Below are 26,259 nucleotides of genomic sequence, written 5' to 3' on the forward strand. Positions count from 1 at the left end.
CGCCCAGGCGGCCCAGGCTGCTATGTGGACAGCGGCGTGGCGGGCGCCCAGCCGTGCCGTGGAATGATGGAGCCATGGCTGACTCCGCATCCTCCCGGGTTGAATTCGCTGCACTGTCCCGAGGGGAGGGGACGTCGCTCACCCTCGGTCCGCTCGACGGCCGGTACCGCGAGGCGGTCGCCCCACTCATCGATTTCCTCTCCGAGGCGGCACTCAACCGCGACCGCGTCCACGTGGAGGTCGAATGGCTGATCCACCTCACGCGCCATGCCGTGCTGCCCGGGACGGAGCCGCTCAGCGCGGAGCAGGAAGCCGGCCTCCGGGCCATCGTCACCGCCTTCGACGCCGACGCGGTAACGGAACTCGGTGAGATCGAAGCGGTCACCGTCCACGACGTGAAGGCCGTGGAGTACTACATCGGGCGGCGCCTGGAGGGTCTCGGTATCGGCCGGCTGAAGCCCCTCGTCCATTTCGGCTGCACGTCGGAGGACATCAACAACCTCTCCTACGCCCTCGGGATCAGGGGGGCGATCGTCGAGACGTGGCTCCCGGCCGCACGCAGCCTCGTGGCGGCGATCGCCGACCTCGCGCGGACCGCGAGAGAGACCCCCATGCTCTCCCGCACCCACGGCCAGCCGGCCACGCCCACCACACTGGGCAAGGAGATGGCCGTCGTCGCGCACCGCCTGACCCGGCAGCTCGAGCGCATCGCGGCGACCGAGTTCCTCGGCAAGATCAACGGGGCCACCGGGACCTACGCCGCCCACTACGCCTCCGTTCCGCAGGTCGACTGGCAGGATGTCTCCCGCACCTTCGTGGAGGGCCTCGGGCTGACCTGGAACCCCCTGACCACGCAGATCGAGTCGCATGACTGGCAGGCGGAGCTGTACGCGGACGTGGCCCGCTTCAACCGGATCCTCCACAACTTCTGCACCGACGTGTGGAGCTACATCTCCATCGGGTACTTCGCCCAGATCCCGGTGGCGGGAGCCACCGGGTCCTCCACCATGCCCCACAAGGTGAACCCGATCCGCTTCGAGAACGCGGAGGCGAACCTGGAGATCTCCTCGGCGCTGCTCGATGTCCTGGCGTCGACCCTCGTCACCTCGCGCTGGCAGCGCGACCTGACGGACTCGTCGAGCCAGCGCAACATCGGTGTGGCCCTCGGCCACTCGCTGCTCGCCGTCTCCAACGTCGCGAAGGGCCTGGCCCGGCTCGACGTCGCCGAGGATGTCCTCGCGGCGGACCTCGACGGGAACTGGGAGGTGTTGGGCGAGGCGGTGCAGATGGTGATGCGCGCCGAGGCGATCGCGGGCGTGCCCGGCCTCGACGACCCGTACGAGCGGCTCAAGGACCTCACCCGTGGCCGCCGCGTGGACGCGGACCGCATGCGGGAGTTCGTCGGCAGCCTCGGACTCAGCGACGAGGCCGAACAGCGTCTGCTCGCGCTGACCCCGGCGCGCTACACCGGCATCGCTTCGCGCCTCGTGGACCACCTCGGCTGACCGGCCGCGCCGACGGCGGCACGCCGCGGCACGGCGGAACATCCCGGGCTGAGCCACCGGGCGACCGTTAGCAGGACGTGCCCGCCCGCGGCGCATGCATGCCTCCTTGACGCCATCCCGAGAGGAACACGACGCTGGAGGAATGGAGTGGTTGACCGCTGTCCTGACGGCTGAGGACTACGAGGTGGGCCGCCAGATCGTGCAGCGCGGAGTCGCTGCCGTGTACCTCGTGGCCTTCCTGTCGGCGGTGGCCCAGTTCCCCGCCCTCCTCGGCGAGAAGGGCCTGCTGCCCGTCCCGGTGTTCCTCACGCGGGTCGGGGACCGGGCCGGACCCTCGCTGTTCCGCCGGGGCTACTCCGACCGCCTGCTGCGCGTCGTCGCATGGTCGGGGGCGGTGATCTCCGCCCTGCTGGTCCTCGGGGTCCCGCAGGCCGGGCCGCCGTGGGTGCCGCTCGTGGCGTTCCTCGTCATCTGGTGGCTGTACACCTCGATCGTGAACGTGGGCCAGACGTTCTACGGGTTCGGGTGGGAGAGCCTCCTCCTCGAGGCCGGGTTCATCGTCGCGTTCCTCGGGTCGAACGAGGTGGCGCCACCCTTCCTGGTCCTGCTGATCATCCGCTGGCTCGTCTTCCGCCTCGAGTTCGGCGCGGGCATGATCAAGATGCGCGGTGACAGCTCGTGGCGCGATCTCACCGCCCTGTACTACCACCACGAGACCCAGCCGATGCCGAACCCAGCCAGCCGTTTCTTCCACCTGCTGCCCAAGCCCCTGCACCGCCTCGAGGTGGCGGGCAACCACGTCACCCAGCTCGTGGTGCCGTTCCTCCTCTTCGCCCCGCAGCCCGTCGCGGGGTTCGCGGCGCTCGTGATGATCGTGACGCAGGGCTGGCTGGTGCTGTCCGGCAACTTCGCGTGGCTCAACACGCTGACGATCATCCTGGCCTTCGGCGCGGTGCCCGATTCCTTCTACGAGGCGGTGTTCCCGGCGCTCGTGGTGTCCGGCACCTACGCGCCGACGCCGCTCTGGTTCACCGTCGTCGTCACCCTCGCGATGCTGCTCCTCGCCTACTTGAGCTGGCCGTCGCTGCTGAACCTGTTCGCCCGCCGGCAGCTGATGAACGCGAGCTTCAACCGCTGGCACCTCGGCAATGCGTACGGTGCGTTCGGCAGTGTCACGCAGGTCCGCTACGAGGTCATCGTGGAGGGGACGCTCGACGACGTCGGCTCCGGCGCGCAGTGGCGCGAGTACGAGTTCAAGGGCAAGCCCGGGGACCCGTCCCGGACGCCGCGCCAGTTCGCGCCCTATCACCTGCGGCTCGACTGGATGATGTGGTTCCTCGCCCTCGGGTCCGAGGGCGGCTGGTTCACACCGTTCCTGGTCAAGCTCCTGCAGGCGGACCCGCTGATCTTGAAGCTGCTGCGGAAGGACCCGTTCGACGGCGCCCGGCCCCGCTACGTCCGAGCGCGGATCTTCCTCTACCGCTTCACGACGCGGGAGGAGAAGCGGCGGACGGGCCTGGTATGGATCCGCGAGCCGCAGGGCGTGCTGGTCAACCCGGCATCACTGCGGGACGACGCCCCCTGAGTCCGGGAGCTAGCCGCCGAGCAGGATCAGGCGCTTCTCCCTGGCGTCCCACCGCCGCACCACGCCCGCGACCAGCCGCTCGGGAGGGCGGTTCCGCAGGAGGTCCAGCGCCGAGGCCAATTGCTCGGCCGTGAGGCCGTGGCCCAGGGTGATGTGCGGTGTCCACGCCCCGCGGACCGTGGTGGGCACCGCATCCGGGACGCCGTCGAGGGCCTGCCAGATGCGGCGGTGCAGGTCCGTCAGGGCGTCGTCGGCCACGACCTGCCGGGCGAGCACGAACTTCCGTCGTGTGGGGAAGACGAGGAATCCCGCCGTTGCGAGGTCCAGCGCGTCCCCCTCGGTGGCGGCCGTCAGGTCGACGTCGTAGCGGTCGTCGATCCGCGCGGCAGCGGCGAGGGTGATGTGCGGGGCGTTGCTGAACGACTGGTGCTGCGACTGGTTGGGCAGGCCCGCGGCGTCCAGCACGGCCCAGTCCTCGAGCAGCAACGCCTCCGACGCCGGGGCCAGCAGGAGTTCGACGTCATCGGCCATGCCTGACGCGCCCTCCTTCCGGTCCCGACGACAGATCCGACGAGGGATCCGACGACGGGTCCTGCGGCCGCTCTCCCGCCTGCACCCGGATCAGCGTGGCTGCCGCCGGAAGTCCCCGACGCCCTCCGAGCCGTCCACCTCGGTGACACCGGTCCGGGGGTTGCGCTGCGGACGCTGATAGGACAGCTCGCCCCCGTTGCGACCACCGAACGGCCGACCGTGGTCCGCGTACTCCTCGCGGAAGAAGGCCAGTGCCCACCCGCCGAGCTGCACGCGGGCACCGGTGCGGAGGACGGCCGGTTCCCTGCCGCTGACGCTGCCCGTGATCGGGCCATGGGGGACGATCACGTACTCGTCGTCCTCGGTGTGGAGGACCTCCGCGTGGAGATCCTCCAGACCGGGAAGGGCGAGCATCGCGTCCTCGGCGCTGCCGATCGTGGTGCGGTCCGCCACGAGTTCGAACTCCCGCGGCACCTGACCGTTCCAGACCTGCGAGTTCTGCACGAAGATCAGCCGCGGACGGCCCCCTCCGCGCACGTAGTGCGTCGTCGTGATGGTCCGCTTGATCCGACGGTTGACCGTCGGCACCAGGGGAAACGGCGTGGACGGCGGGACGAGCGACGGCGAATCGCCCTTCTCGAGCGCTCGCCGACCGATGCCGAGCAGCGGCGCGAGCGTCCCCGGGGCACCGAGCCGGATGTGCGGGGAGCGGGTGATCAGCCGCTGCGCCATGGAGGGCTCCACCGCGCCGAGACCGACGAGCAGCCCCCGCGGGCCGGAGACCGACACGGCGAGTCCGCGCTGCGCGAGCGCCTTGGCGAAGCTACGCACCTGCCCGATGCTGGGCAGGTTGTTGCCGCGGAAGGCTGCTGGGTCATCGATGAAGATCTCGACCGCCGTACCGGCCGCCTTCACGGTGCCGGAGAGCCGTGCCTCCGGTGTGCCGTCGGTAGCCGGTTCCCTGAGTGAGAAGTCGATGTCGATGTCGAACCTGAGTGACGAGGCCATGTCGGTCGGGGCGGTTCAGCCCTGGGGTGTTCCGGCGGCGTTGTCGCTCGTGGTGATGCGGAGCGTCCCGTCGAACTTCCAGACGGCACGCGGGGCATCCGGGCCGATGTCCCGAGGGACCTCGATCGTCATGTCCTGGAGCGTGTAGTTGATGGCGGCGCCCCGGCCGGTGAGGTAGGACCACATCTCCTCGGCGAGGTCGGTCCAGTCGCGGATGGTGTGGGTCTCGCCCACGGCAGCGCCTGAGGTGTTCTCAGTCATGTCGGTTCCTTCGCTGGTGATTCAACGATGGCAGACGTCCTCTGACTTCCGTCTGACTTGGGTACAGCACACCCTAGCCGAGGCCCGGGGTTGCCGGAACCCGCCCGGGAAGGGCGGATTCCGGCAGGCTCCGCGGTCAGGTCACCACTGCGGGTGGACCGTTGCCCTGAAGTGACGGTCGTAGATCCCGGCGACGGCGGCGCTGATCCCGGCGCCGAGGCCCGTGTGCTCCGCGGCGGCGGCATTGGCACGCGCCTGCTCCGGGTTGCGTGCTCCCGGGATGACGGTGCTGACGCCGTCCTGCGCGATGATCCAGGCGAGGGCGGCCTGCGCCGTGGTGACGCCTTCCGGCACCAGGTCGGCGAACTGGCGGGCCGCTTCCAGCCCGGTCTCGTAGTCGACGCCGGAGAAGGTCTCCCCGACGTCGAACGCGGCGCCGTTGCGGTTGTAGTTGCGGTGATCGTTCTCCGCGAAGGCGGTGTCCTTCGTGTACTTGCCGGAGAGCAGCCCGGAGGCGAGGGGGACGCGCGCGATGATGCCGACGCCGGCGTCCTTCGCCGCGGGCAGCACCTCGTCGAGCGGCTTGAGGCGGAAGGCGTTCAGGATGATCTGCACGCTGGCGGTGTTGCCCCGGGCGATGGCGGCGAGGGCCTCGTCGGTGCGCTCCACGCTGACGCCGTAGTTGCGGATGACGCCGTCGCCGACGAGCGTGTCGAGGGCGTCGTAGACCTCGTCGGAGCTGTACACGGCGGTCGGCGGGCAGTGCAGCTGCACGAGGTCGAGGGAGTCCACCCCGAGGTTGGTCCGCGACCGGTCGATCCACTGGCGGAAGTTCGCGAGCGTGTAGTTCTCGGGGGTCTGGTCCACGCGGCGGCCCATCTTGGTGCCCACGAGGATGTCGAGACCCGGGTTGTCCGCGAGGAACCGGCCGATCGTCGTCTCGCTCCGCCCGTCACCGTAGACGTCCGCCGTGTCGAAGAAGGTCACGCCCGCTTCGACGGCGGCGTCGAGGACGGCGACGGCGTCCTTGTCCTCCACCTCGCCCCAGTCCGCGCCGAGCTGCCAGGTGCCGAGGCCGACGACGGAGACGGGACGGCCGGTTCTTCCGAGAATTCGTTGTTCCATGGTTCCGACTATAGGCCGGGGAGCGTGGCCTGGGTCACCGGCGCCTCCGGCGTCGGACGCTCCTCCAGCGGCGCCCGCGCCTCCAGGGGTGTGCGCTCCTCCGAGTGGGCCGGGCGGTACCCGTCCACCGACGTCGACCCCTTGCCGGGGATCCACCGGGCCGCCTCGTGCTGCAGGTCCCTCCGCCGCTCGGCGTCCATGCGGTCGAGGAGCACCACGACCATGTTCGACCGCGGGTTGCGGGCGAACAGATCCCGGTGGTCCCGGACGAATTCCCAGTACAGCGCGTCCCAGCTGAACCGCCAGGGGCCGTCCCTGAAGTCGCTCATCTTCTTGATGTAGTTGCTGCCGCTGACATAGGGCTTGGTGGTGATCATGGTGCCGGCCGCGTACTGGCTCATGGCGTAGACGTTGGGCACCATCACCCAGTCGTAGGCGTCGATGAACATCTCCATGAACCACTCGTAGACGGCATCCGGCTTGGCCCGCATCAGCAGGGCCGCGTTCCCGAGGATCATGAGGCGCTCGATGTGGTGGGCGTACGCGGTGTCGAGGACGCGCGTGATCACGGAGTCCACCGGTTCCAGCCCGGTGTCGCCGGTCCACCACCGCTCGTCGAGGTCCGCGGTGAGGTTCAGTGTGTTGCCGATGCGCATCTCCCGCCCGCGGAGCACGTAGGACGCGCGGATGTACTCGCGCCAGCCGATGACCTGGCGGATGAAGCCCTCCACGCTGGCGATCGCCGTCCCGTGGCGTTCGGCGAAGTCGAGCGCGAGGTCCACCACCTCGGCGGGGCTGAGCAGGCCGGTGTTCATGCTGGAACTCAGGGCAGAGTGGAACAGGTACGTCTGGCCGACGGCGATAGCGTCCTCGTAGGGGCCGAAGAGCTCGAAGCGCTCCGTGAGGAACGCCTCCAGGGCGTCGGATGCCTGGCGGTGGGTGACGGGCCAGTTGAAGGATTCGGCGTTGCCCGGGTTGTCCGGGAAGGCGGACCGGACCCAGACGATGGCATCCTCGACCTCGGCGGGCCGGTCGAACTCGGGCAGGTCCGGCAGGTCCAGCTTCTTCGGCAGCTTCTTGCGGTTCTCGGCGTCGAAACTCCACTTCCCGCCCGTCGGGGAGCCGTCCGGTTCAACCAGGATCCCGAGCCGCTTGCGCTGCCACTCGTAGAAGGTCTGCATGCGCCAATTGTGGGAAGCGAAGTAGGTGCCGATCAGCTCCCGCGACGTGAGGAACTGCGGCGTCTCCAGGACGCGGGCCTCGACCCCCGCATCGGCCAGCGTCCTGGTGAGCCGCCGCTCGAGCCAGTCGTCGACGACGTCGTAGTAGGTGACGAGGGTCGCCTCGCGGTCGGCGAGCACGGCGGCCAGGCGCTCCTGGCTCGTGTGTTCGGCGGAGGTCTCCACGTAGTCGAGGCTGTAGCCCGCCTCCTCGACCCTGCGCGTGAAGAGGGTCATGCCGGCGCGGTGCAGCACGAGCTTCTGCTGGTGGAACCGCAGGCTGCGGAAGAGGAGGTCGTCCTCGAGGAACACGAAGTGCGTGTCGCGGGAGGCCTCGAGGTGCTCCTCGAACAGTTGGTGCGGCAGGACGAGTCGAATGTGCACCGGGGCGCCTTCCTGAAGGAGACAGTCGTCGCTGGCCACCCTAGTGCCCGCCTCGGACACGGCGGCGGGCGCTTGACTGTAAGCAGGCTTAGTGGTTGCGTGGGAGCACCGTTCGGCTCCTGAGAGGACCACCGTGAGATCGCTCTGGCTCGACACCGCCCCGCCCATCCCGTCCGACGCCCTGCAGGACGGTGCAACGTACGACTCCGTGGTGGTGGGAGCCGGGCTCACGGGCCTGACGACGGCGCTGCTCCTGGCGAGGGCGGGCCACCGCGTGGCGGTCCTCGAGGCCCGGACCGCCGGAGCGGTGACCACGGGCAACACCACGGCCAAGCTCTCCCTGCTGCAGGGCACGAGCATCTCCACCATCCTCAAGCACCACGACGCCGAACTGGCCCGGGCCTACGTGACCGGCAACCGGGAGGGTCAGAGCTGGCTCCTGCGCTTCTGCGACGAGCACGGCATCGGTTACGAGAAGCGGGACGCCGTCGACTATGCGACCACCGACACCGGTGCGCGGAAGCTCGTCTCCGAGCACGATGCCTGCACGGAGGCGGGCCTCGCGACCGAGCTCGGCAACGCGGCGGCGCTCCCCTTCCCGGTACGGAAGACCCTGCGGCTGAAGGACCAGGCGCAGTTCCACCCGCTCGAGGTCCTGGCAGGGCTCGCGTCCGAGTTCCGCCGGCACGGCGGCGCACTGATCGAGGGCGTGCGGGTCGAGGGCGTCGCGAAGGCTCGCGTGGGGGCCGACGGCGTCGAACTGAGGACCAGCGCGGGCGCGGTGACGGCGTCGAACGTGGTGCTCGCCACGGGCATCCCGATCCTCGACCGCGGCGGCTACTTCGCCGTGCTGCAGCCCATGCGCTCCTACTGCGTGGCGCTCACGGTGGACGATGACATCCCGGAGGACATGTACCTCAGCGCCGACTCCCCCACCCGGTCCCTGCGCACCGCGACCGTGGACGGCACGAAGTACCTGATCGTCGGCGGCAACGGCCACAAGGTCGGCCACAGCTCCAACACGCAGGCCCGGGTGGACGACCTCACACGCTGGGCGCAGGAGTACTTCCCGACGGCGCGACCCGCGTACGCGTGGTCCGCCCAGGACTACACCCCTGCCGCGGCCGTCCCCTACGTGGGCAAGGTCCCGGCCGGCGGCGGGCACATCTACGCCGCGACCGGCTACAACAAGTGGGGCATGACCAACGCCGTCGCCGCATCCCTGGCCCTGGCAGCGGAGATCCTGGGCGGCAACATGCCATGGGCCGAGACGCTCTACCGCACGAAGGTCAGTCCGGCCGACGCCCTCCAGACGGCGCAGGCGAACGCCGTGGTGGGCATGGAGATGGTCACCGGCTGGCTCTCGGGGCTTGCGAAGACGGCGTCGTCGGCGCCCGGCGAGGGCGAGGGTCGCGTGATCCGCGAGGGGGCACGGCCCATCGGCGTGTGCACCGTCGACGGCGTGCAGCACCGCGTCTCGGCCGTCTGCCCGCATCTGAAGGGGATCCTCAACTGGAACGACGCCGAGCGGTCGTGGGACTGCCCGCTGCACGGTTCACGGTTCACCGCGGATGGGAAGCTGCTGGAGGGGCCGTCGACGTCGGACCTGGCGGACACCCGGCGGTAGGCCGACGCGTCCCGGCCCGATCGATGGCGGGCCGGGAGTGACGCACCCACCGTGCCGGTCCGGATACCCGGGATCGGCACGCAGGCTGCCACTGCAGCGCGCAGGGATCAGCGTCATCCAGACTCGTCCAAACTGATGCGCCCGCGGTCGCGATGTTGCAGACGGTCACGGTGAGGCCGCCGGCCCGTCCGAGCCCTGTCGGCTCGGTCCGGGCGTCCTGAGGTCCCGGGCGGATCCGGAGCCGGCGGGGCAGGCATCAGCAGTTCGACGAGCCCCGGAAGGGGACACTGCGGAGCAGGCCCGGGGCGGCCGGATCCCTGTCTGCGGGAACTTCCTGCCTCGGCGGGGGAGTTAAACCATCGGCTGCCTCATCCCGACTGTTGGTGCAGCGGTTCACCGGCCCGGGAGGGGTGCAGCATCAGCAGGAACGTGATCATCGGGGCCGGAGTCCCGAAGCCGCCGGCACTCAGCCGTGCCGGGGCGGGCGCCCTCGGATCACCCGCTCACATCAGCCTGCCTCGTGACAGCTGACCAGGCACGGCAGAGCCGGCGACATCGTCCGCTCCGGCTCCTCCTGGGTGTCCTGCTGCTCGGAGTACTCGCAGCGGTGGTGGTCCTCCTCGGGCCAGGCGTGCTCGGCACCCTGCGCACCGAGGGCGGCTTCCTGCCGGGCGGCCCGGAGTGCACGGTCGCGACGACCGACGCAGTGGTGGGCCTCGATCGCTCCGAGGCGAAGCTGGCCACCACGGCCGTGGCGCTTGCGGCCCGCGGCGTGGAAGCCCCCGACACCTCCGGCATCGACGACGCGGTGTTGCGACAACTGGCCGACGGACCGGCCGACGACGCAGGTCCCACTCTGAGCTGCCGGGGATCAGCGGCCACGGACCTGCCGGTGGAACAGCTCACCGCCACGGGCCTGACACCGCGTGCCGAGCAGGTGCGCTCGGAGTTGACCGAGGTGTTCGGCGACCAGAGCCTGGGCGGGTTCGCGCCCGGAGGTGTCGGCCAGGGGCACGGAGGAGACTCGACGCACTACGACGGCCGCGCCATCGACGTCTTCTTCCGCCCCGTGACCGAGGAGAACCGTCGCGAGGGGTGGATGCTCGCCCACTGGCTGGTCGCCCACGCCGAGGACCTCGACATCCAGTACGTGATCTTCGACGACCGGTTCTGGAGCGCGCACCTCCCGCGTGGGCAATGGCACCGCTACGACGCCCCTGCCCCGGCCAACGAGATCCTGCGGCACCTCGACCACGTCCACGTGGACGTCCTGGGTGGAGACGCCGACTGACGCAGGGTCGCCGGCCGGGTCAGGCCCGGCTGCGCCGGACTCCTGCCACGAGCCCTCCCACGGCCGTGGAGCGGCTGATGAGGATGACCAGGGCGCCGAAACCGGCGATCGCCACCGCGATGCCGACGACGTACAGCAGCACCGAGGCATAACCGGACGCGGGATCGAGGAACGGGTACGGGACCCAGCCATCGGTGGCACCCCGCAGGAGCACCACCAGGATCCAGACCACCGGATAGGCGACGATCAGCCGGATGACGCGATAGGACAGTCGGCGGCGGTCACTCGTGACCACCCAGTCCACGACGGCGTAGATCGGGAACGCCACGTGCAGCACCCAGTTGGCCCAGGGCAGCTCGACTCCCCCGGCAAGCCCGGCGAGCAGCAGGTTGTAGACCACGCCCACGACCAGCATGTACGTCGTCACGACGGCCCTGAGCGGCGTGAGCCACTCCGGCCCGGCGCTCCCCCGCAGTTGCAGGGCAGCCGTGAGGAGCAGCACCAGGGCCGCGGCGATATTGCTCTGCATCGTGAAGAAACCGAAGAAGTTGAACGGGTTCACCGGTCCGCGCGAGGCCGTGTCGAAGAAGGTGGCGGCGACGGCTACGAGCACGACGACGGCCACCGCGCCGCGCACGGCAGGGCGCAGCGGGACGCGCTGCACACCCGGCACCGGTCCGGTCATCGCCGGGCTTCCCGCGCCGCCATCTCCTTCAGCAGGTCCCGCATCTCGGTGAGGAGCGCCGTGTCGACGGGCATGGGTTCCTCGGTGACACCCTGTGCGGCGGCGTGGGCGCGCAGGCGTGCACTGGCGCGGTTCATGGGCACCACGAAGAGGAAGTAGACCACGGCCGCGGTGATGAGGAACGTGACCAGGGCGGTGATGACCGCGCCCACGTCCACGAACGTGGCGTCGTTGCCCGGCCGGACCGGGAACCCGTAGCCGGTGGCATCGACACCGCCCGCCGAGGCGATGATCGGGTTGATGATGTTCGCGGTGAACGCACCGACGAGCGCCGTGAAGGCGCTGCCGATGACGACGGCGATCGACAGTTCGATGACGTTGCCGCGCAGGATGAAGTCACGGAAGCCTTTGATCATGAGGTCCTCTCGGGGTCGGGTGGCGGTCGGCGCGGGCCGAAGGGGGCAGGGTCGCGTGCGGTCAGGAGGTCGCCGGCGCTTTCCCCTGACGGGAGACGATCAGGTCGACGACGTCGAGCAGTTCGTCGATCTCACCGCGGCTGGTGCGGCCGGCACCGTCCGTGGCGAAGAAGGCGGCGTCGTAGTACAGGCCGTCGCCGAGCAGCTTGACGGCGCGTGCGGCGGTGCGGTCGCCGAGCTGCGCCTGGAGCGTGTCGAGCCAACCCTCCTGGATTTCGGCGAGCGAGGACTTCGCCGTCGGGTGGCCCTGCTGGGCGAGCCGCGCCATGGAGACGAGCGCGCGGTCGAGGGCGCTGTCCTCGAAGACCGAGGTGCGCACGTAGTAGCGCGCGGCGCCGTCCTCCGCTGAGGCCATCGCCTCGCGGTCCCGGTCGGCGAGTCCGCGGAGGCGGTCTGCGAGGCCGTCCACGAGGGCCTCCTTCGAGGGGAAGTGGTAGAGCAGTCCGCCCTTGGAGACATCGGCTGCGGCGGCGACGGCCTCCATGGTGGCCGCCCGCTCGCCGTCTCGGATCAACGCGTTTTCGAAGCTGTCGAGGATGCGCTCGCGGGAACTGGACACCCGCTCATGATACCGGTCACGTTTCTTGTACTGTACCGGCTGGACGGTATAGCCTCGATGCATGACCACTACACCCTCCACTTCCGCACGTGTGTCCGAGGTGAACCCGCGTGCCGTTCAGCCCTCCTCCCCCTCCCTTGCCGGTCACCGCGAGTGGTTCGCCCTCGCCGTGCTGATGCTGCCGGTGTTGCTGGTCTCGGTGGACAACACCGTACTGAGCTTCGCCCTGCCGGAGATCTCCCGCCACTTCGCCACGAGCGGCACCATGCTGCTCTGGATCGTGGACAGCTACCCCCTGGTCCTCGCGGGACTCCTCGTCGCGATGGGTAGCTTCGGTGACCGCTTCGGCCGTCGCCGCCTGCTCATCATCGGCGCGGCAGGATTCGCCCTGTTCTCCGTCGCCGCCGCCTTCGCCCCGACCGCCGGCTTCCTCCTCGCCTCCCGTGTGGGGCTCGGCGTCTTCGGCGCCATGCTCATGCCCTCCACGCTCTCGCTCATCCGCAACATCTTCATCGACCGCAACCAGCGCCGGATCGCCATCGCCGTCTGGGCCGCGGGCTTCTCGGCCGGTGCGGCGCTCGGGCCCCTGCTCGGCGGTCTGCTGCTCGAGCACTTCTGGTGGGGCTCCGTCTTCCTGCTCGCGGTCCCCGTGCTCGTGCTCATGCTCGTGCTGACCCCCGTCGTCGTCCCCGAGTCGAAGGACGGCAACCCGGGACGCGTGGACTACGTGAGCATCATCCTGTCCATCGGGACCATGCTGCCGGTGGTCTACGCCATCAAGAACCTCGCCAAGGGCGGGCCGCTGCTGGTCTCCGTGACCGCCGCATTCATCGGTGTCGCCGCCGGCACGGTGTTCGTGATGCGCCAGCTGCAGCGGCGCGACCCCATGCTCGACGTGCGCCTGTTCACGGTGCGCGCCTTCAGCGGCGCCGTCCTGGTGAACCTGCTCGCGATCTTCTCGCTCGTGGGGTTCCTGTTCTTCGTGTCCCAGCACCTGCAGCTCGTCCTCGGTCACACACCGCTCGACGCCGGACTCGTGCTGCTGCCGGGCCTCCTGATGACGATCATCGCGGGCCTCGCCGTCGTGCCGCTCGCCCGACGCCTGCCGCCGCACGTCGTCGTGTCGGTCTCGCTGCTCTTCTCCGCAGTCGCCTACTCGATGATCGCCCTGCTCGGGGAGGGCGGGTCCGCAGGATTCCTCATGATCGCCTTCGTCATCCTCGGCGTCGGCGTCGGGGCGTCGGAGACGGTGTCCAACGACCTCATCCTGTCCACCGTTCCCGCAGCGAAGGCCGGAGCCGCGTCCGCGGTCTCCGAGACCGCCTACGAGGTGGGGTCCGTACTGGGCACCGCCGTGCTGGGGAGCATCCTCCTGGCGTCGTACCAGCGGAACCTGGTGCTCCCCGCCGGACTGAGCGGTACGCAGGCGGACTCCTCCACCGAGACCCTCGGCGGTGCGGTGGAAGTGGCCACGCAGCTCGGCCCCACCAGCGCGTCCCTCCTCCGTGACTCCGCGTTCCACGCGTTCGACAGCGGCGTGACGGTCACGGCCGGCATCGCGGCCCTGCTCATGGTCGGCGCCTCGGCCCTCGCCGCGTGGAGCCTGCGGAGCACGACGGCGGCGCCGATCGACCACTAGGCCGCACCAGCACCACAAAGGGTCCGCTCCTTCGAGGAACGGACCCTTTGCCTGTTCTGACGGGCACGGCCCGCGGGCCGTGCCCGGAAGCAGGGCCTAGTGGCCGGGGCGGTTCGGATCGTTCACGCTCGAGGAGCCGTTGACCCGGTGGTCCACGTGCTCCTTCTTGTTCTTCTTGAGGAGGCCCGCCAGACCCAGGAGCCCGAGGAGGCCCCACAGGCCCGCATCGCCGTTGCCCTCTTCGCTCTGCTGGGTCTGCTCCGTGGCGGGAGCCGTCTCTTCAGCGGCGGTGGACGGGGCTGCCACGCCCATCAGTACGGCGAGGGACAGGGCTGCGGTGGCTGCGCTCTTGCGAATCATGACGTTCCTTAGGTAGGGGAAGGCTCCTGGTGGAAGCCAGACCATCAGCCTACTTACTATTCGGCGGTCCATCTGCCCGGATGGGTGGTCGCCACATGCTTGCCGGGACCGAGCAGCACGGGGTACGCGCGCAGGCGCAGTCGCCCGACCCGGGCCGGCGGGGCGTTGTCCACGGGGCAGGAGGATGGAACAGTAGGGCCATGGTGATCGAGGTGCGTCCGGCCACGGTGTTCGCCGATGTCGCGGCCGTCGTGGGCCCGAAGCGAGCCGACGCGAACGTCTGCTGGTGCCTCAGCTACCGCATCCCGGCGAAGGAGAACGCGGCCCTTGCCGGTTCGGACCGTGGCGACCTCGTGCGACGCCTGTGCCGCCAGGATCCGCCGCCCGGCGTCCTCGCATACGACGGTGACGACGTGGTGGGGTGGGCCGCGGTCCATCCCCGTGCCGATACGAGCTTCGCCCGCAACCGCAGGATCCCGCATGTCGACGACGCCGCCGTATGGTCGGTGTGGTGCATCCGCGTACGGCCCGGGCATCGCGGGAAGGGCATCTCGCACCATCTGCTCGCGGGCGCCGTGGACTTCGCGCGCTCCTACGACGCACCGGCGATCGAGGGGTACCCTGTGGACAACGGGAACCGGAAGGTCGACCTGACCATGGCCTACGTGGGCACGCGGAAGCTCTTCGACCGGGCCGGCTTCGCGAAAGCGGCCGACACCACCTCGGTGGTCAACGGGTTCCCCCGCATCCTCATGCGGCTCGAGCTGGCCTGATCCGGTGCGCGCAGGGTGCGGCCGTCGGGCTACTGCCCGCCGGACCGACGGCGAGCCGCCGTCAGGGCCGCGACCACGAGGACAGCGCCGTGGCGACGCTCTCGACGAGCCGGGAGAAGCTGCGCTCCTGACTGACCGGCAGCGCGAAGGCCCCGCCCGTCTCGAGCGCCACGAATCCGTGCAGGGCGGACCTGAGGAAGCGCGTCGCATCGACGGCGTCGCTTCCGCCCAGGTCGTAGCCGGCGAGCACGCTGAAGATGATCTCGACGAGGGCCCCGGACGCCTCCTCGTCCGCGGCGTCGCCCGGCACGGGGGCGCGGATGCTCAGCGGGTACTGGCCCGGATGCCCGAGCGCCCAGGTGCGGTAGGCGACGGCGACGGCCGCGATGGCATCGTCCCGGGAGCGTCCGACGGCGGCCTGGCCGAGGGCCCGCGCAAGGTCCTCCTTCGCGCGGACGACGAGGGCGCGCTCGAGCCCGGGCATGCCCTCGATGTGCTTGTACAGGGACGGTGCGCGGACGCCCAGGCTCTCGGCGAGCGCCGCCAGGCTCAACGCGCCGGCTCCGGGATCGTCGATCAGGTGCGCGGCCCGCTCGACGACGGCGGCGGTATTCAGACCGGCCCTAGGCATGGCGTCCGAGCGTACGGAGGAACCCGACGATCGCAGTGGAGGTCTGCTCGGGCTGTTGCGATTGCGGGTAGTGGCCGGCGTCCCCGATCATGACCGACGACCCGCCCAGGGCGTCACCGATCCAGGTGGCCTCCGCCTGCGGATCCGGGAAATCGGGATCCTTGTCCCCCATGACCACGAGCGTGGGCGCCTGGACCGCCGCCAGGCTCTCGCCGGCGCGGACGTGGTCGGTACGGGTGGTCAGGCTGAACGCCTGGGCATAGCCCGGCCGTCGAAGCGCGGCCACCACCGCCCTCCGGTACTCGGGGAAGTCCATCGGCTTCCGGCCGGCATGGAGCTTCGGCAGGTAGGCGTTCCACACGGACGCGGCCCAGGGGCGGGCCATCATCACCCGGAAGAGCAGGCGCTGGAGGGCTCCGACCGAGGAGGGGTCCCGCACGAAGGGGCCGATGAGCACGAGACCCTCCACGAGGGCGGGATGCTCGGCCGCGACGATCACGGCCGCTCCGGCGGCCATGGAATTGCCCACGACGACGGCGGGCACCGCGAGCTCGCGGAGCAGCATCGTGATGTCGGAGGCCGTCTCGACGTCTCCGTAGGACCCGAACGAGGCGCTGCTGTCGCCGTGGCCGCGGAGGTCGACCGTCGCCACCCGGTAGCCGGCATCGACGAGGGCGGGAGCGAGGAAGCGGTACGAGGAGCGCAGCTCCCCCATGCCGGGGACCAGCAGGACGAGCGGACCCGCGCCCTGGAGGTCGTAGGCGACAGTGCCACCGGGGACGGTCAGCTGCAGGGTGCCGGGCTGGGAGAGGAATCGCTGGTGCGTCATAAAGATACTGTAGTTAGCTTTTGAGCTATTGCCAATAGCTTCTCGATGCGTTGAGCGAACAGGTACGGCCCTGGCAGGGCATCTCCCGAGCACGGGAGACAATGGAGGAGTGGCCCTGCTAACCGAATCCCCCGCCCTCGACGCCGACGCCGTCCGCCGCGAGGCCGGACGCCGTCGCACCTTCGCCGTCATCTCCCACCCCGACGCCGGGAAGTCGACCCTCACCGAAGCCCTCGCGCTCCTCGCCCGTGCCATCCAGGACGCCGGCGTTACCCACGGCAAGTCGAGCCGCCACGCCACCGTCTCCGACTGGATGGGGATCGAGCAGGAGCGTGGTATCTCGATCAGCTCGGCCGCCCTGCAGCTGACCTACCGCGACACCATCCTCAACGTCGTCGACACCCCCGGCCACGCCGACTTCTCCGAGGACACCTACCGCGTCCTCGCGGCCGTGGACTCCGCCGTCATGCTGATCGATGCGGCCAAGGGCTTCGAACCGCAGACCGTGAAGCTGCTCGCCGTGTGCAAGGCCCGCAACATCCCCATCATCACGGTCATCAACAAGTGGGACCGCCCGGGCCTGGACGCGCTCGGCCTGATCGACGACGTCGGCGAGCGCACCGGCATGACTCCGGTGCCGCTGACCTGGCCGGCAGGGATCGCCGGGGACTTCCAGGGCCTGATCGACCTGCGCGCGGAGCGGGCCATCGCTCTCGAGGCCGTCGAGGCCGGAGCGCAGGCCGCCGCGGAGACCGAGGTGGACATCGACGCCCTCGACCCGCGCGACGCCGGCGCCTGGCTCGACGCCCGCGAGGAGTCCGGACTCGTCGAGTCCTCCAACGGGTCCTTCGACCGCGAGGAGTTCGAGGCGGCCCGCCAGACCCCCGTCCTGTTCGCTGCGGCCGCCAAGAACTTCGGCGTCTCGCAGCTCCTCGACATCCTCGTGGACGTGGCACCCTCCCCCACCCCGCGCCCGTCCAAGGAGGACGAGCCCCGGCCCATCGACGCGCCCATGTCCGGCTTCGTCTTCAAGGTGCAGGCCGGCCAGGACAGCGCCCACCGCGACCACATCGCCTACCTCCGCATCTGCTCGGGCACGTTCGAGCGCGGCATGATCATCACCAACCAGCGCACGGGCAAGCCCTTCGCCACCAAGTACGCGCACCGCGTCCTCGGCCGCAGCCGCGAGGTCGTGGACACCGCGTGGCCGGGCGACGTCGTCGGCCTCGTGAACGCGACGAGCCTGCGCGTGGGTGACAGCCTCTTCGCCGAGCAGCCCGTGCAGTTCCCCGACATCCCGCGCTTCTCCCCCGAGCTCTTCGCGGTCGCGCGCGCGAAGGATCCGGGCCGCTACAAGCAGTTCCGCCGCGGGATCGAGCAGCTGGAGCACGAGGGCGTGGTGCAGGTGCTGCGCTCGGACCTCCGCGGCGACCAGGCACCCGTGCTCGCCGCCGTAGGAGCCCTGCAGTTCGAGGTCGCGGCCGAGCGGCTCGGCACCGAGTTCAACGCACCGACGTCGCTCGACAACCTCTCCTACACACTCGCCATGCGCGTGGCTCCCGAGAGCCAGGGCGTCCCGGAGACCTTCCGCGGCGGCGAGATCCTGTTCCGGTCCGACGGCGAGATCGTCGCCGTGTTCGGTGACAAGTGGAAGGTGGGGCACTTTAGGAAGGACTACCCCGACGTCGTGCTCGAGCCGATCGGTGCCGCCGTCGATCAGTAGCTGCCCGACGCCCCTCCGCCGCTGAAGCCTCCGCCCCCGTTGAAGGAGGACCCCGAGGCGTTGCCCCCGGTGCCGCCGGAGTAGAGCCCGGGATTGGCGGCGTAGAGGGGCAGCCATACGGCCGGGTTGGACACGGCGTCGTCACCCCGCTTGCTGTACCGGTATTTGCGGTACGCGTCGCGCTGCTCGTCGGTGAGGCGCAGGTCCGGGTCGGCCTGCTCGGCGGCCCTCAGCTCCTCATCCGCGATGATACGACGACGGCGGGAATCCGCGGCGAGCAGCCAGACGATCCCGCCCAGCAGCACGGCGATGCCGCCCGCCACCCAGCCGAAGAGCACCCAGTCGAAGGGCTCCTCCACCGGATCCTGGCCCTGCGCGTAGCCATAGATCTGGCCGACCGCCTCCGTGAGCCCCCGGGCGTACTCCTCGTCGGCGAACGCCGGCTCGAGGACGTCCTCGATGACCTCCTCGGCGTCGTCGTCGGAGAACGTCTCGCGCACGCCGTCGGCGGCCTCGATGCGCAGTTCGCGCTCCGCGGTGTCCGCGACCACGAGCACGCCGTTCTCGGCCCCGTCGTCCCCGACGCCCCAGTCGGTCGCGACCGAGCGGGCGAAGTCCTCGATGGATCCCCTCGCGTCCTCGACGGTCAGGACGGCCACGCGCGCGGCGTCCGTACGAGCATTCTGCTGGTCGAGGAGGACGTTCAGTTCCTGCTCCTGCGCGGCGGTCAGGACGTCGGCGGCATCGAGCACGTTGCCCTGCGCCGGCGGTTCCGGCACCGGGGCCGTCCCGCCGCCACCGCACCCCGTAATGACCAGCAGGAGCAGGGCGGTGGCCCCCGCGGTCCGCCCTGCGCTTCGAACGAGCTTCATGGTGCTCCCCTCGACCATGCGGAACCCGGGAGGCGTTCCGCTCACCGACAGTCTAGGCAGCGCTACGGGTCGGTGGCCTGCGGATCTTCCGTGCCGTGGGCCAGGAACCGTTCCGGGGTCGCCTAGTTGTTCCTGCCGCGCGCAGCGACCCTCCAGCGGTCCTCGATGACGCCGTCGCGCACCACCTGCACCTCGTCCACGAGATTGACCGTGGGGCACACGTGGTTGGGAACGACGCGCAGCCGCGTCCCCAACGGAGGCATTCGCGCGGCGGCCCATTCGACCGTCGCGTGGTGTTCCGACAGGGCGATGATGCGGGCGTCGGGATGGTCGACCAGGCGGCCGTGACCTGTGGCCCAGGCCGCCCTGTCGCTGCCGAGCACCTTGCTGCCGGCATCGAGGACCAGGCGGTCCGCCCGTCCGTCGGTTCCCGACGAGCGGCTGACCACGGTGCTCTCGACGGTGAGCGCGATGTTCTCCGGAGCGCAGTGGCCGAGTTCCCATTGCTGGGCGTCACCGAAGACGTAGACGCCGGGACGCAGCTCCGTCAGGGTGCTCCCCGATGCAAGGGACGCCGACGGAGTCGACCCGCCGCTGAGCTCGAGGTCCGCGAAGCCCCCCTTCCGCAGGGCGGCCGCTGCCGCGCAGAGGGTCTGCTGCTCGTCCGCGGCCGCCGAGGACGCGGCTCCCGGCTGGTAGCTGTGACCCGGGAAGGTGAAGAGCCCCGTGACCGCGAGCCCTACCTCCGAGGCTGCGAGGGCAACCCCGAGGGCGCGGTCGGAAGGCACGCCGCTGCGATGATGGCCGCTGTCCAGCTCCACGCGCACCGCCACCCGGGAGGCGGAACCGCCCAGGACGCGCGCCAGTTGCAGTGCACCCTCCGCGGAATCCACGCCGAGGGTCACCTGGGTGCGCTCCGTCAGGGCGAGCAATCGCGCAGCGGCCCGCTGGTCCACCCACAGCGGGTAGGCGATGAAGATGTCGGGGACACCACTGGCCGCGAAGACCTCGGCCTCCCCGAGCGTCGCCACCGTCAGCCCTACAGCTCCTGCAGCAAGCTGGCGCCGGGCTATCTGCGGGATCTTGTGGGTCTTGGCATGCGGCCGCAGGGCCAGTCCCCGCTCCGCGGCGGACCGTGCCATGTCGGTGATGTTGCGCTCGAGGACATCGAGGTCGACGACGACGGCAGGTGTCGCCACATCCCTCACATCGGAAGCCACCATCGGATCAGGAGTCGACGTGCATCTCGGGGAGCTGCCTGGTCGACGTGACGACCGCAGCCGCTGCGCGGGCCGAACGGAGGCAGGGGCCGTCGGAGGACAGGACGTCGGCGGCGAGCTTCGCCGGCCCGTCGGGGAAGTCGTGGATGTCGGAGCTCCGCAGCACCCTGTCCTGGAGCTGGCCCGGCAGGGAGATCTCCCCGGATGCCCGATCGTGGGTCATGGTCGACCTCCCGCTCGCCTCGCGTCCGGGAGCGAACCTCCCGGCGCTGCAACGATACCGGGGGCGGAGGACCGAAGGGCCGGCGGGTTCGTGCCGGCCCGCGCTGGACGGAGCGCGTCCAGGACGGTACGACGACGGCACGGCACGCCGTCACCGGCACCGCGCCGTCGTACCCGGGGACGGGAGCTAGGAGGCGCGTCCCGCCGGAGTCGTCCCACCGGAGCAGGCTGCACCCGGTTCGCGGGTCTGCTCGCCCTGGATGTACTTGTCCAGGAAGGTGCCGAGCCGCGCGTCGTCCGCGGAATCGACTTTCAGCTGCAGGCCCCAGGCGCTGGCGGCGATCGGCGTGTCGAGATCGGGGTACGGGCTGAGCAGCACGTAGGAGCGCGTGCCCACCAGCTCGGTCAGCTTGTCGATCTCCTCCTGCCCGATGTCCGGGTTGTACGTGATCCAGACGGCCCCGTGCTCCATGGAGTGCACCGAGTTCTCGTTGGGCACGGCTTCCGTGTAGACGCCGCAGTTGGTCCAGATCGGGTTGTGGTTCCCGCCCACAGGGGGCGACTGCTCGTACTCGACCGGCCCGTCGACGTGCTCGAACGCCACATCGGGGTACTCCTGGACGCCTTCGATCTCCTGCGAGGCCGCTGCGTCACGACGCTGGTTGTCCTGGATCTGGTTCACGATCACCAGGGTCACCGCGATGATGATGGCCAGGATCACGGCGCCGATGCCGCCGAAGATCAGGGCGTTGCGCTTGCGTTCACCGGCCCGCTGCTCGGCCTGGATGGCGGCGAGGCGCGCCTGACGGTCCTGGTTCTCCTGGGATCGCTTCTTGTTCAACGGGTTTCCTTCGGTGCTGGGATGGCTGCGGCGTTCACCGCGAATCGGTTAGCGCCGGAAACCAATCTACCGGCGGGGCCCTGCAGTGCCTCGGACCGACCCTGCCGGGCGGTTCGCGGATCCGGACTACAGGGCGTCGAGCATGGTCTGCATGAGCGTGATCTCGGCCTGCTGGCCCGACTGGATCTTCGTGGCCAGGGAGCGGACCTGCTCCGTCCGTGCGAGCTCAGCGCCGGCCGCGGCCATGTCCACGCCCGCTTCGTGGTGATCGATCATCAGGTTCAGGTACAGCCGCTCGGCGTCCTCACCGCGCGCGTCGCGCAGCTCGTCGAGCTGGGCCTCGGTCGCCATGCCGGGCATCAGGCCGTCCGGGGTGAGCATGGACGCGCCGTCCGTCCCCGCACCCATGGCCATGCCGCCGTGATCGCCGGCGCCGGCGGCCATCCACTCCATGCGCGTCTGGGAACTGCTCTGGTCCAACCCCCACTCCTCGAGCCACGCGTACATCTGCCCTGCCTGCTGCTGCTGGGTGAGCGCGATGTCGTAGGCGATCGAGCGGAGCGTCTCATCGGTGGCGTTGTCGCGCACGATCATCGACATCTCGACCGCCTGGTTGTGGTGCACCTGCATGTCGCGGGCGAACCCGGCATCCGCACTCGTGGTGCCCGGGTAGGAGGGGCCCGAGGAGACGCGTCCGGCAGTGAATGCCAGCGCGAAGAGCGCGAGGACTGCGATCCCGGCGAGAGCCAGGAGCACGCGCTTCTGCCAGCCGGACAGCGAGATGGTCATGGGCGTCCTTGGGTCGGGGGGTCGGCAATCAGTAACCGTACGGCACCGTGCTGGATGTTTCCTCGACGTGGAGATCCTGCGGGAATGGCGCCGAACACTGGTGCGTTATACCCCCCAAGGGTATTGTTGACCGGAGGAAAGGGGCCACTTCATGATCACTGCCGGACCAGGCACCGAGAACGCCGCGCCGCACGGCTACACCGCGGACAAGGACGCCTACCTCAAGCGCCTCCGGCGCATCGAGGGCCAGGTGCGCGGGATCGCCCGCATGGTCGAGGAGGACAAGTACTGCATCGACGTCCTCACGCAGGTCGCGGCCGTCAACAAGGCCCTCCACGCCGTCTCCATGGGGCTGCTCGAGGAGCACATCTCGCACTGCGTCGTCGGAGCGGCACAGGAGTCCCAGGCATCGGGCAGCGACGATGCCGTCCAGGAGAAGGTCCAGGAGGCGACGGCGGCGATCGGCCGGCTCCTGCGCTAGACCACCACGACAACCACCTAGGGAGAACAACCATGACCACCACCACCGTCAGCATCACCGGTATGACCTGCGGTCACTGCGTCAGCGCCGTGAAGAGCGAACTCTCCGGGCTGCCCGGCGTCGAGACCGTCGACGTGGACCTCGTCACCGGCGGCGCGTCCACCGCCACCATCTCGTCCTCGGCACCGCTGGACGCCGCCTCGATCGACGAAGCCGTCGCCGAGGCCGGCTACACCGTGGTGCCCGCCGGCTCCTGACATGACCACCCAGCAGATCCCGGGCGCCGGGCAGGAGCAGCGCGTCGTCGAACTCGCCATCCAGGGCATGACGTGCGCCTCGTGCGTGGGCCGCGTCGAGCGGAAGCTCGGCAAGCTCGACGGCGTCGAGGCGAGTGTCAACCTGCCGCTGGAGAGCGCCGTCGTCCGGGTCCCTGGGACCGTCAGCGACCAGGACCTGATCGACACCGTCGTGGCCACGGGGTACGGCGCACACGTGGTGCACCCCGATCGGCCCGGGCACGACCATGACCACGACGTCGCGCCGTCGCTCCTCGCAGCCCGACTGGTCCTCGCCGCCGTCCTGTCCGTCCCGGTGCTGCTGATCTCCATGGTGCCCGCCCTGCAGTTCGCGAACTGGGGCTGGGTGGTGTTCGCCCTTGCCCTGCCCGTGGTGACCTGGTCCGCCTGGCCGTTCCACCGCGCGGCGGCCGTCAATGCGCGCCACCTGTCCTCCACGATGGACACGCTCGTCTCGATCGGCGTCACCGCGGCGTTCCTGTTCTCGGCCTGGCAGTTGGTGGGCGATCCCACACTGACCGAGCACGGCGGCGGAGAGGGCATGGCGATGGATGCCCCCTCGCTCTATTTCGAGGTGGCTGCCGTCGTCGTGACGTTCCTGCTGCTCGGACGCTTCCTCGAGGCCTCCGCCAAGCAGCGGGCCGGGAATGCGCTGAAGTCGCTCCTGAGCCTCGGCGCCAAGGAGGCCCACGTGCTGCGCGACGTCGACGGCGAGCGCACGGAGGTCACCCTGCCCGTGGACGTGATGATCCCCGGCGACGAGTTCGTGGTGCGGCCCGGCGAGAAGATCGCGACCGACGGCGTCGTCCTGGACGGCCACAGCGCCGTCGACGCCGCCCTCCTCACCGGCGAGAGCATCCCCGTGGAGGTGGGCCCGGGCGACGCCGTCACGGGCGCGACCATCAACGCCTCCGGCCGGCTCGTGGTGCGGGCGACGCGCGTCGGCGCCGACACCGTGCTCTCCTCTATGGGCCGCCTGGTCAGCCAGGCGCAGAGCGGCAAGGCGCGCATCGCCCGGCTCGCCGACCGCATCAGTGCCGTCTTCGTCCCCGTGGTCCTCGCCCTGGCGGTCCTCACGTTCGTCCTGTGGCTCGTCCTCACCGGCGACCTCGACGCCGCGTTCACCGCGTCCGTGACCGTGCTGGTCATCGCCTGCCCCTGCGCCCTGGGTCTTGCGACGCCGACGGCACTGCTGACCGGCACCGGGCGCGGCGCCCAGCTGGGCATCCTCATCCGCGGACCCCAGGTCCTCGAGGACACCCGGACGGTGGACACCATCGTGCTGGACAAGACGGGCACGGTCACCACCGGCACCATGGCCGTCGACGACGTCGTCGTCCTGCCGGGCACTCCCGACGCATCCGGTGCCCCTGCGCCGTCCGGCTCCGGTGCCGTCTCCACGGCCCAGGTACTGCGCCTCGCGGGCGCCGTCGAAGCGGCGAGCGAGCACCCGATCGCGCAGGCCATCGCACGGCACGCCGCCGGACACGGCCGGCTGCCGGAAGCGGGCAACTTCTCGAGCGCCCCGGGAGGCGGCGTGCGCGGGGAGGTCGACGGCGTCACCGTCACCGCCGGACGGGCCGCCTGGCTCGCCCGGAACGGCATCCACCCGACCGACGCCGAAACGGCGGCGTTCGGTGCGGCCGAGGCCACGGGGAGAACCGCCGTGTGGGTGGCGGTGGGGGACGCCGTCGCCGGTTTCATCACCCTGTCCGACACCGTCAAGGACGGTTCGGCGGACGCCATCGACCGCCTGCGCCGCCTCGGCCTGCGCCCCGTGCTGCTCACGGGCGACAACCGTGCCGTCGCCCTGCAGGTGGCCGCCGCCGTCGGGATCGACCCCGCGGACGTGCGCGCAGGAGTCACGCCCGAGGGCAAGGTGGACGCCGTCCGCGAACTCCAGGCCGCGGGAGCCACCGTGGCCATGGCAGGCGATGGCGTCAACGACGCAGCGGCCCTGGCCCAGGCGGACCTGGGCATCGCGATGGGCTCCGGCACGGATGTCGCCATCGAGGCGGCGGATCTCACGGTGATGGGCAACAGCCTGGCGCAGGTGGCCCAGGCGATCGAACTCTCGCGCCGCACGCTCAGCACCATCAAGGGCAACCTCTTCTGGGCGTTCTTCTACAACGCCGTGGGCATCCCCGTCGCGGCCCTCGGGCTGCTCAACCCGATGCTGGCCGGGGCGGCGATGGCGGCGAGCTCGGTGCTCGTCGTCGCCAACTCACTGAGGCTGCGCAGCTTCGGCCGGTAGACGGTCGCCCGTCGGACGCCCCGCATCCTCCTCCGGGTCCGGGTGGCGCGGAGCCACGGCGTAGTGCGCGATGATCACCCCGGTGGTCGTGGTGACGGACCGCTCGAGCATCAGGTCCGAGCGGTCCGAACGCCCGAACAGCTGGGCCCCGGATCCGAGCACGATGGGGTGGACCTGGAGGATGTATTCGTCCACGAGGCCGGCCGCATGCAGGGCGCGGACGAGCTCCCCGCTCCCCAGGACGGTGATGTCGCCGTCTGCGTCCTCCTTCAGCCGGCGGACCGTCCGGGGCGCGTCGCCACTGAGCAGGACCGAGTTCGGATACCCGAGATCCGTGGAGGACGAGCGGGACACCACGTACTTCTGCACGTGCGTGAGGTGGTCGGTGAACGGGTTCGGTTCGGTGGTGGCCGTCCAGTAGGCGAGCAGGTCCTCGTAGGTCCGCCGGCCGAACAGCATCACTCCCCCTCCGGCCATCCCCTCGCCCATGAACTCCATGGACACGTGGTCCTGGTATCCGACCCCCCACCCGCCGTGCGTGAAAGCGCCGCGCGTGTCCTCGTCCGGCCGGCCGGGGCCCTGCATGACACCGTCCAGGGTGATGCTCTCCAGAACGCTGATCCGTCCCATGTGCTGCTTCCCTTCTCCACGTGGATTGGTGGTGCACCTCTTCAGACGGATGGACAGGCGCAGAATCATCGACCGTGTCGACACGACTCCCGCGTCGTCGCCGGCTCGGGTGGGAGCCACGGATGCCACCGTCAGGCCCGCCACCACGGGCCGGACGTCACCCGATCCGCTCGGCCAGGACACGATGATGCTCTCAGGGCCCCGCACGTACGCCATCCGCCAGATCCCCTCGTACTGGCCGATGCCGCCGACCAGCCCGTACCCCTCCCCGGTCAGCCGGTCGACCTCCCCCTGGAGGTCGTCCACCTCGAAGGCCACGTTGCGCAGGCCCAGCTCGTTGGCCATCGCCGCGGGCGACCCGGGCCTGTGGTCGGGCCTCGCGAAACTCGAGAGCTCCACCGTGGTGCCGCCAGGTGGTCCCGGAGGTGGTCCCCGGAAGGCG

The 26,259-nt window shown here is 70.3% G+C and carries 27 protein-coding genes; 10 read left to right on the forward strand and 17 right to left on the reverse strand.

What is annotated here, in order from left to right; translation table 11 throughout:
- The first annotated feature begins 74 nt into the window (after nucleotides 1-74).
- Together purB and CI785_RS10490 are read left to right on the forward strand one after the other, a co-directional pair.
- Nucleotides 75-1,505, forward strand: a complete 1,431-nt coding sequence (gene purB / locus CI785_RS10485; RefSeq protein ID WP_105032014.1) for an adenylosuccinate lyase — start codon at nucleotides 75-77, stop codon at nucleotides 1,503-1,505.
- Between the two features lie 142 nt (nucleotides 1,506-1,647).
- Nucleotides 1,648-3,090, forward strand: a complete 1,443-nt coding sequence (locus CI785_RS10490; RefSeq protein ID WP_105032015.1) for a lipase maturation factor family protein — start codon at nucleotides 1,648-1,650, stop codon at nucleotides 3,088-3,090.
- 9 nt (nucleotides 3,091-3,099) lie between these two features.
- On the opposite strand, the gene CI785_RS10495 is transcribed toward CI785_RS10490, so the two are convergent.
- The 5 genes from CI785_RS10495 to CI785_RS10515 form a co-directional block, all read right to left on the reverse strand.
- Nucleotides 3,100-3,621, reverse strand: coding sequence for a 2'-5' RNA ligase family protein (locus CI785_RS10495; protein WP_105032016.1), 522 nt, complete (start codon nucleotides 3,619-3,621; stop codon nucleotides 3,100-3,102).
- A 90-nt stretch (nucleotides 3,622-3,711) separates the two neighbouring features.
- Entirely contained in the window at nucleotides 3,712-4,629 is a 918-nt protein-coding gene (locus tag CI785_RS10500; protein WP_105032017.1) for an FHA domain-containing protein, read from the reverse strand.
- A 15-nt stretch (nucleotides 4,630-4,644) separates the two neighbouring features.
- On the reverse strand, nucleotides 4,645-4,890 hold the full coding sequence (locus tag CI785_RS10505; protein WP_105032018.1) for a hypothetical protein: 246 nt from the start codon (nucleotides 4,888-4,890) through the stop codon (nucleotides 4,645-4,647).
- 141 nt (nucleotides 4,891-5,031) lie between these two features.
- Nucleotides 5,032-6,015 (reverse strand): aldo/keto reductase, encoded by a 984-nt coding sequence (locus CI785_RS10510; RefSeq protein ID WP_105032019.1) that lies wholly within the window; start codon nucleotides 6,013-6,015, stop codon nucleotides 5,032-5,034.
- Between the two features lie 8 nt (nucleotides 6,016-6,023).
- Nucleotides 6,024-7,619 carry a cryptochrome/photolyase family protein gene (locus CI785_RS10515; RefSeq protein WP_205753603.1) on the reverse strand — a complete coding sequence of 532 codons (1,596 nt, stop codon included), beginning with the start codon at nucleotides 7,617-7,619 and terminating at the stop codon, nucleotides 6,024-6,026.
- Nucleotides 7,620-7,752: 133 nt separating this feature from the next.
- Here CI785_RS10515 and CI785_RS10520 point away from each other — a divergent pair, with 133 nt between their 5' ends.
- Both CI785_RS10520 and CI785_RS10525 read left to right on the forward strand, forming a co-directional pair.
- Nucleotides 7,753-9,246: an FAD-dependent oxidoreductase gene (locus tag CI785_RS10520; RefSeq protein WP_105032021.1), complete on the forward strand. Its 1,494-nt coding sequence runs from the start codon at nucleotides 7,753-7,755 to the stop codon at nucleotides 9,244-9,246.
- Between the two features lie 520 nt (nucleotides 9,247-9,766).
- Nucleotides 9,767-10,537, forward strand: a complete 771-nt coding sequence (locus CI785_RS10525; protein WP_105032022.1) for a VldE C-terminal domain-containing protein — start codon at nucleotides 9,767-9,769, stop codon at nucleotides 10,535-10,537.
- 19 nt (nucleotides 10,538-10,556) lie between these two features.
- Here the strand turns inward: CI785_RS10525 and CI785_RS10530 are convergent, their stop codons facing one another.
- The 3 genes from CI785_RS10530 to CI785_RS10540 all read right to left on the reverse strand — a co-directional run bounded on the left by CI785_RS10530 (nucleotide 10,557) and on the right by CI785_RS10540 (nucleotide 12,257).
- On the reverse strand, nucleotides 10,557-11,222 hold the full coding sequence (locus CI785_RS10530) for a Pr6Pr family membrane protein (RefSeq protein ID WP_105032023.1): 666 nt from the start codon (nucleotides 11,220-11,222) through the stop codon (nucleotides 10,557-10,559).
- A complete protein-coding gene (mscL, locus tag CI785_RS10535; protein WP_105032024.1) occupies nucleotides 11,219-11,638 on the reverse strand; it encodes a large conductance mechanosensitive channel protein MscL in 420 nt (139 codons plus the stop codon). The genes CI785_RS10530 and mscL overlap by 4 nt, the downstream gene beginning before the upstream one ends.
- A gap of 61 nt (nucleotides 11,639-11,699) precedes the next feature.
- Nucleotides 11,700-12,257 (reverse strand): TetR/AcrR family transcriptional regulator, encoded by a 558-nt coding sequence (locus tag CI785_RS10540; protein WP_105032025.1) that lies wholly within the window; start codon nucleotides 12,255-12,257, stop codon nucleotides 11,700-11,702.
- A 61-nt stretch (nucleotides 12,258-12,318) separates the two neighbouring features.
- Between CI785_RS10540 and CI785_RS10545 the strand changes: the two genes are divergently transcribed.
- Nucleotides 12,319-13,896, forward strand: coding sequence for an MFS transporter (locus tag CI785_RS10545; protein WP_105032026.1), 1,578 nt, complete (start codon nucleotides 12,319-12,321; stop codon nucleotides 13,894-13,896).
- Between the two features lie 96 nt (nucleotides 13,897-13,992).
- Here the strand turns inward: CI785_RS10545 and CI785_RS10550 are convergent, their stop codons facing one another.
- The gene (locus CI785_RS10550) at nucleotides 13,993-14,256 is read right to left on the reverse strand and encodes a WGxxGxxG family protein (protein ID WP_205753604.1); all 264 of its coding nucleotides are present in this window, start codon (nucleotides 14,254-14,256) and stop codon (nucleotides 13,993-13,995) included.
- Nucleotides 14,257-14,456: 200 nt separating this feature from the next.
- On the opposite strand from CI785_RS10550, the gene CI785_RS10555 reads away from it, so the two are divergent.
- Nucleotides 14,457-15,029 carry a GNAT family N-acetyltransferase gene (locus CI785_RS10555; protein WP_105032027.1) on the forward strand — a complete coding sequence of 191 codons (573 nt, stop codon included), beginning with the start codon at nucleotides 14,457-14,459 and terminating at the stop codon, nucleotides 15,027-15,029.
- A 61-nt stretch (nucleotides 15,030-15,090) separates the two neighbouring features.
- On the opposite strand, the gene CI785_RS10560 is transcribed toward CI785_RS10555, so the two are convergent.
- Nucleotides 15,091-15,660 carry a TetR-like C-terminal domain-containing protein gene (locus CI785_RS10560; RefSeq protein ID WP_105032028.1) on the reverse strand — a complete coding sequence of 190 codons (570 nt, stop codon included), beginning with the start codon at nucleotides 15,658-15,660 and terminating at the stop codon, nucleotides 15,091-15,093.
- On the reverse strand, nucleotides 15,653-16,489 hold the full coding sequence (locus tag CI785_RS10565) for an alpha/beta fold hydrolase (protein WP_105032029.1): 837 nt from the start codon (nucleotides 16,487-16,489) through the stop codon (nucleotides 15,653-15,655). The genes CI785_RS10560 and CI785_RS10565 overlap by 8 nt, the downstream gene beginning before the upstream one ends.
- A 109-nt stretch (nucleotides 16,490-16,598) precedes the next feature.
- On the opposite strand from CI785_RS10565, the gene CI785_RS10570 reads away from it, so the two are divergent.
- A complete protein-coding gene (locus CI785_RS10570) occupies nucleotides 16,599-18,212 on the forward strand; it encodes a peptide chain release factor 3 (RefSeq protein WP_240615131.1) in 1,614 nt (537 codons plus the stop codon).
- Here the strand turns inward: CI785_RS10570 and CI785_RS10575 are convergent.
- From CI785_RS10575 to CI785_RS10595, 5 genes are all read right to left on the reverse strand, one after another.
- Complete coding sequence (locus CI785_RS10575; RefSeq protein WP_157940235.1) at nucleotides 18,206-19,129, reverse strand: TPM domain-containing protein; 924 nt, start codon at nucleotides 19,127-19,129, stop codon at nucleotides 18,206-18,208. The genes CI785_RS10570 and CI785_RS10575 overlap by 7 nt on opposite strands.
- A gap of 77 nt (nucleotides 19,130-19,206) precedes the next feature.
- The gene (locus tag CI785_RS10580) at nucleotides 19,207-20,307 is read right to left on the reverse strand and encodes an alanine racemase (protein ID WP_105032031.1); all 1,101 of its coding nucleotides are present in this window, start codon (nucleotides 20,305-20,307) and stop codon (nucleotides 19,207-19,209) included.
- Between the two features lie 4 nt (nucleotides 20,308-20,311).
- Nucleotides 20,312-20,527, reverse strand: a complete 216-nt coding sequence (locus CI785_RS10585) for a hypothetical protein (RefSeq protein ID WP_105032032.1) — start codon at nucleotides 20,525-20,527, stop codon at nucleotides 20,312-20,314.
- Nucleotides 20,528-20,713: 186 nt separating this feature from the next.
- A complete protein-coding gene (locus tag CI785_RS10590) occupies nucleotides 20,714-21,367 on the reverse strand; it encodes a DUF3105 domain-containing protein (RefSeq protein ID WP_105032033.1) in 654 nt (217 codons plus the stop codon).
- A gap of 126 nt (nucleotides 21,368-21,493) precedes the next feature.
- Complete coding sequence (locus CI785_RS10595; RefSeq protein WP_105032034.1) at nucleotides 21,494-22,156, reverse strand: DUF305 domain-containing protein; 663 nt, start codon at nucleotides 22,154-22,156, stop codon at nucleotides 21,494-21,496.
- Between the two features lie 151 nt (nucleotides 22,157-22,307).
- Here CI785_RS10595 and CI785_RS10600 point away from each other — a divergent pair, with 151 nt between their 5' ends.
- From CI785_RS10600 to CI785_RS10610, 3 genes are read left to right on the forward strand one after another with little or no spacing between them, the layout of a single operon-like run.
- Nucleotides 22,308-22,637, forward strand: coding sequence for a metal-sensitive transcriptional regulator (locus CI785_RS10600; RefSeq protein WP_105032035.1), 330 nt, complete (start codon nucleotides 22,308-22,310; stop codon nucleotides 22,635-22,637).
- A 32-nt stretch (nucleotides 22,638-22,669) separates the two neighbouring features.
- Nucleotides 22,670-22,894, forward strand: coding sequence for a heavy-metal-associated domain-containing protein (locus CI785_RS10605; RefSeq protein WP_105032036.1), 225 nt, complete (start codon nucleotides 22,670-22,672; stop codon nucleotides 22,892-22,894).
- A gap of 1 nt (nucleotide 22,895) precedes the next feature.
- Nucleotides 22,896-25,187: a heavy metal translocating P-type ATPase gene (locus tag CI785_RS10610; RefSeq protein ID WP_105032037.1), complete on the forward strand. Its 2,292-nt coding sequence runs from the start codon at nucleotides 22,896-22,898 to the stop codon at nucleotides 25,185-25,187.
- Here CI785_RS10610 and CI785_RS10615 read toward each other — a convergent pair.
- Entirely contained in the window at nucleotides 25,158-26,162 is a 1,005-nt protein-coding gene (locus CI785_RS10615; RefSeq protein WP_338064899.1) for a dihydrofolate reductase family protein, read from the reverse strand. The two genes, CI785_RS10610 and CI785_RS10615, sit on opposite strands and share 30 nt — an antisense overlap.
- Nucleotides 26,163-26,259 lie beyond the last annotated feature (97 nt).

The organism is Arthrobacter ruber, from assembly GCF_002954225.1.
GTDB lineage: Bacteria > Actinomycetota > Actinomycetes > Actinomycetales > Micrococcaceae > Arthrobacter_D > Arthrobacter_D ruber.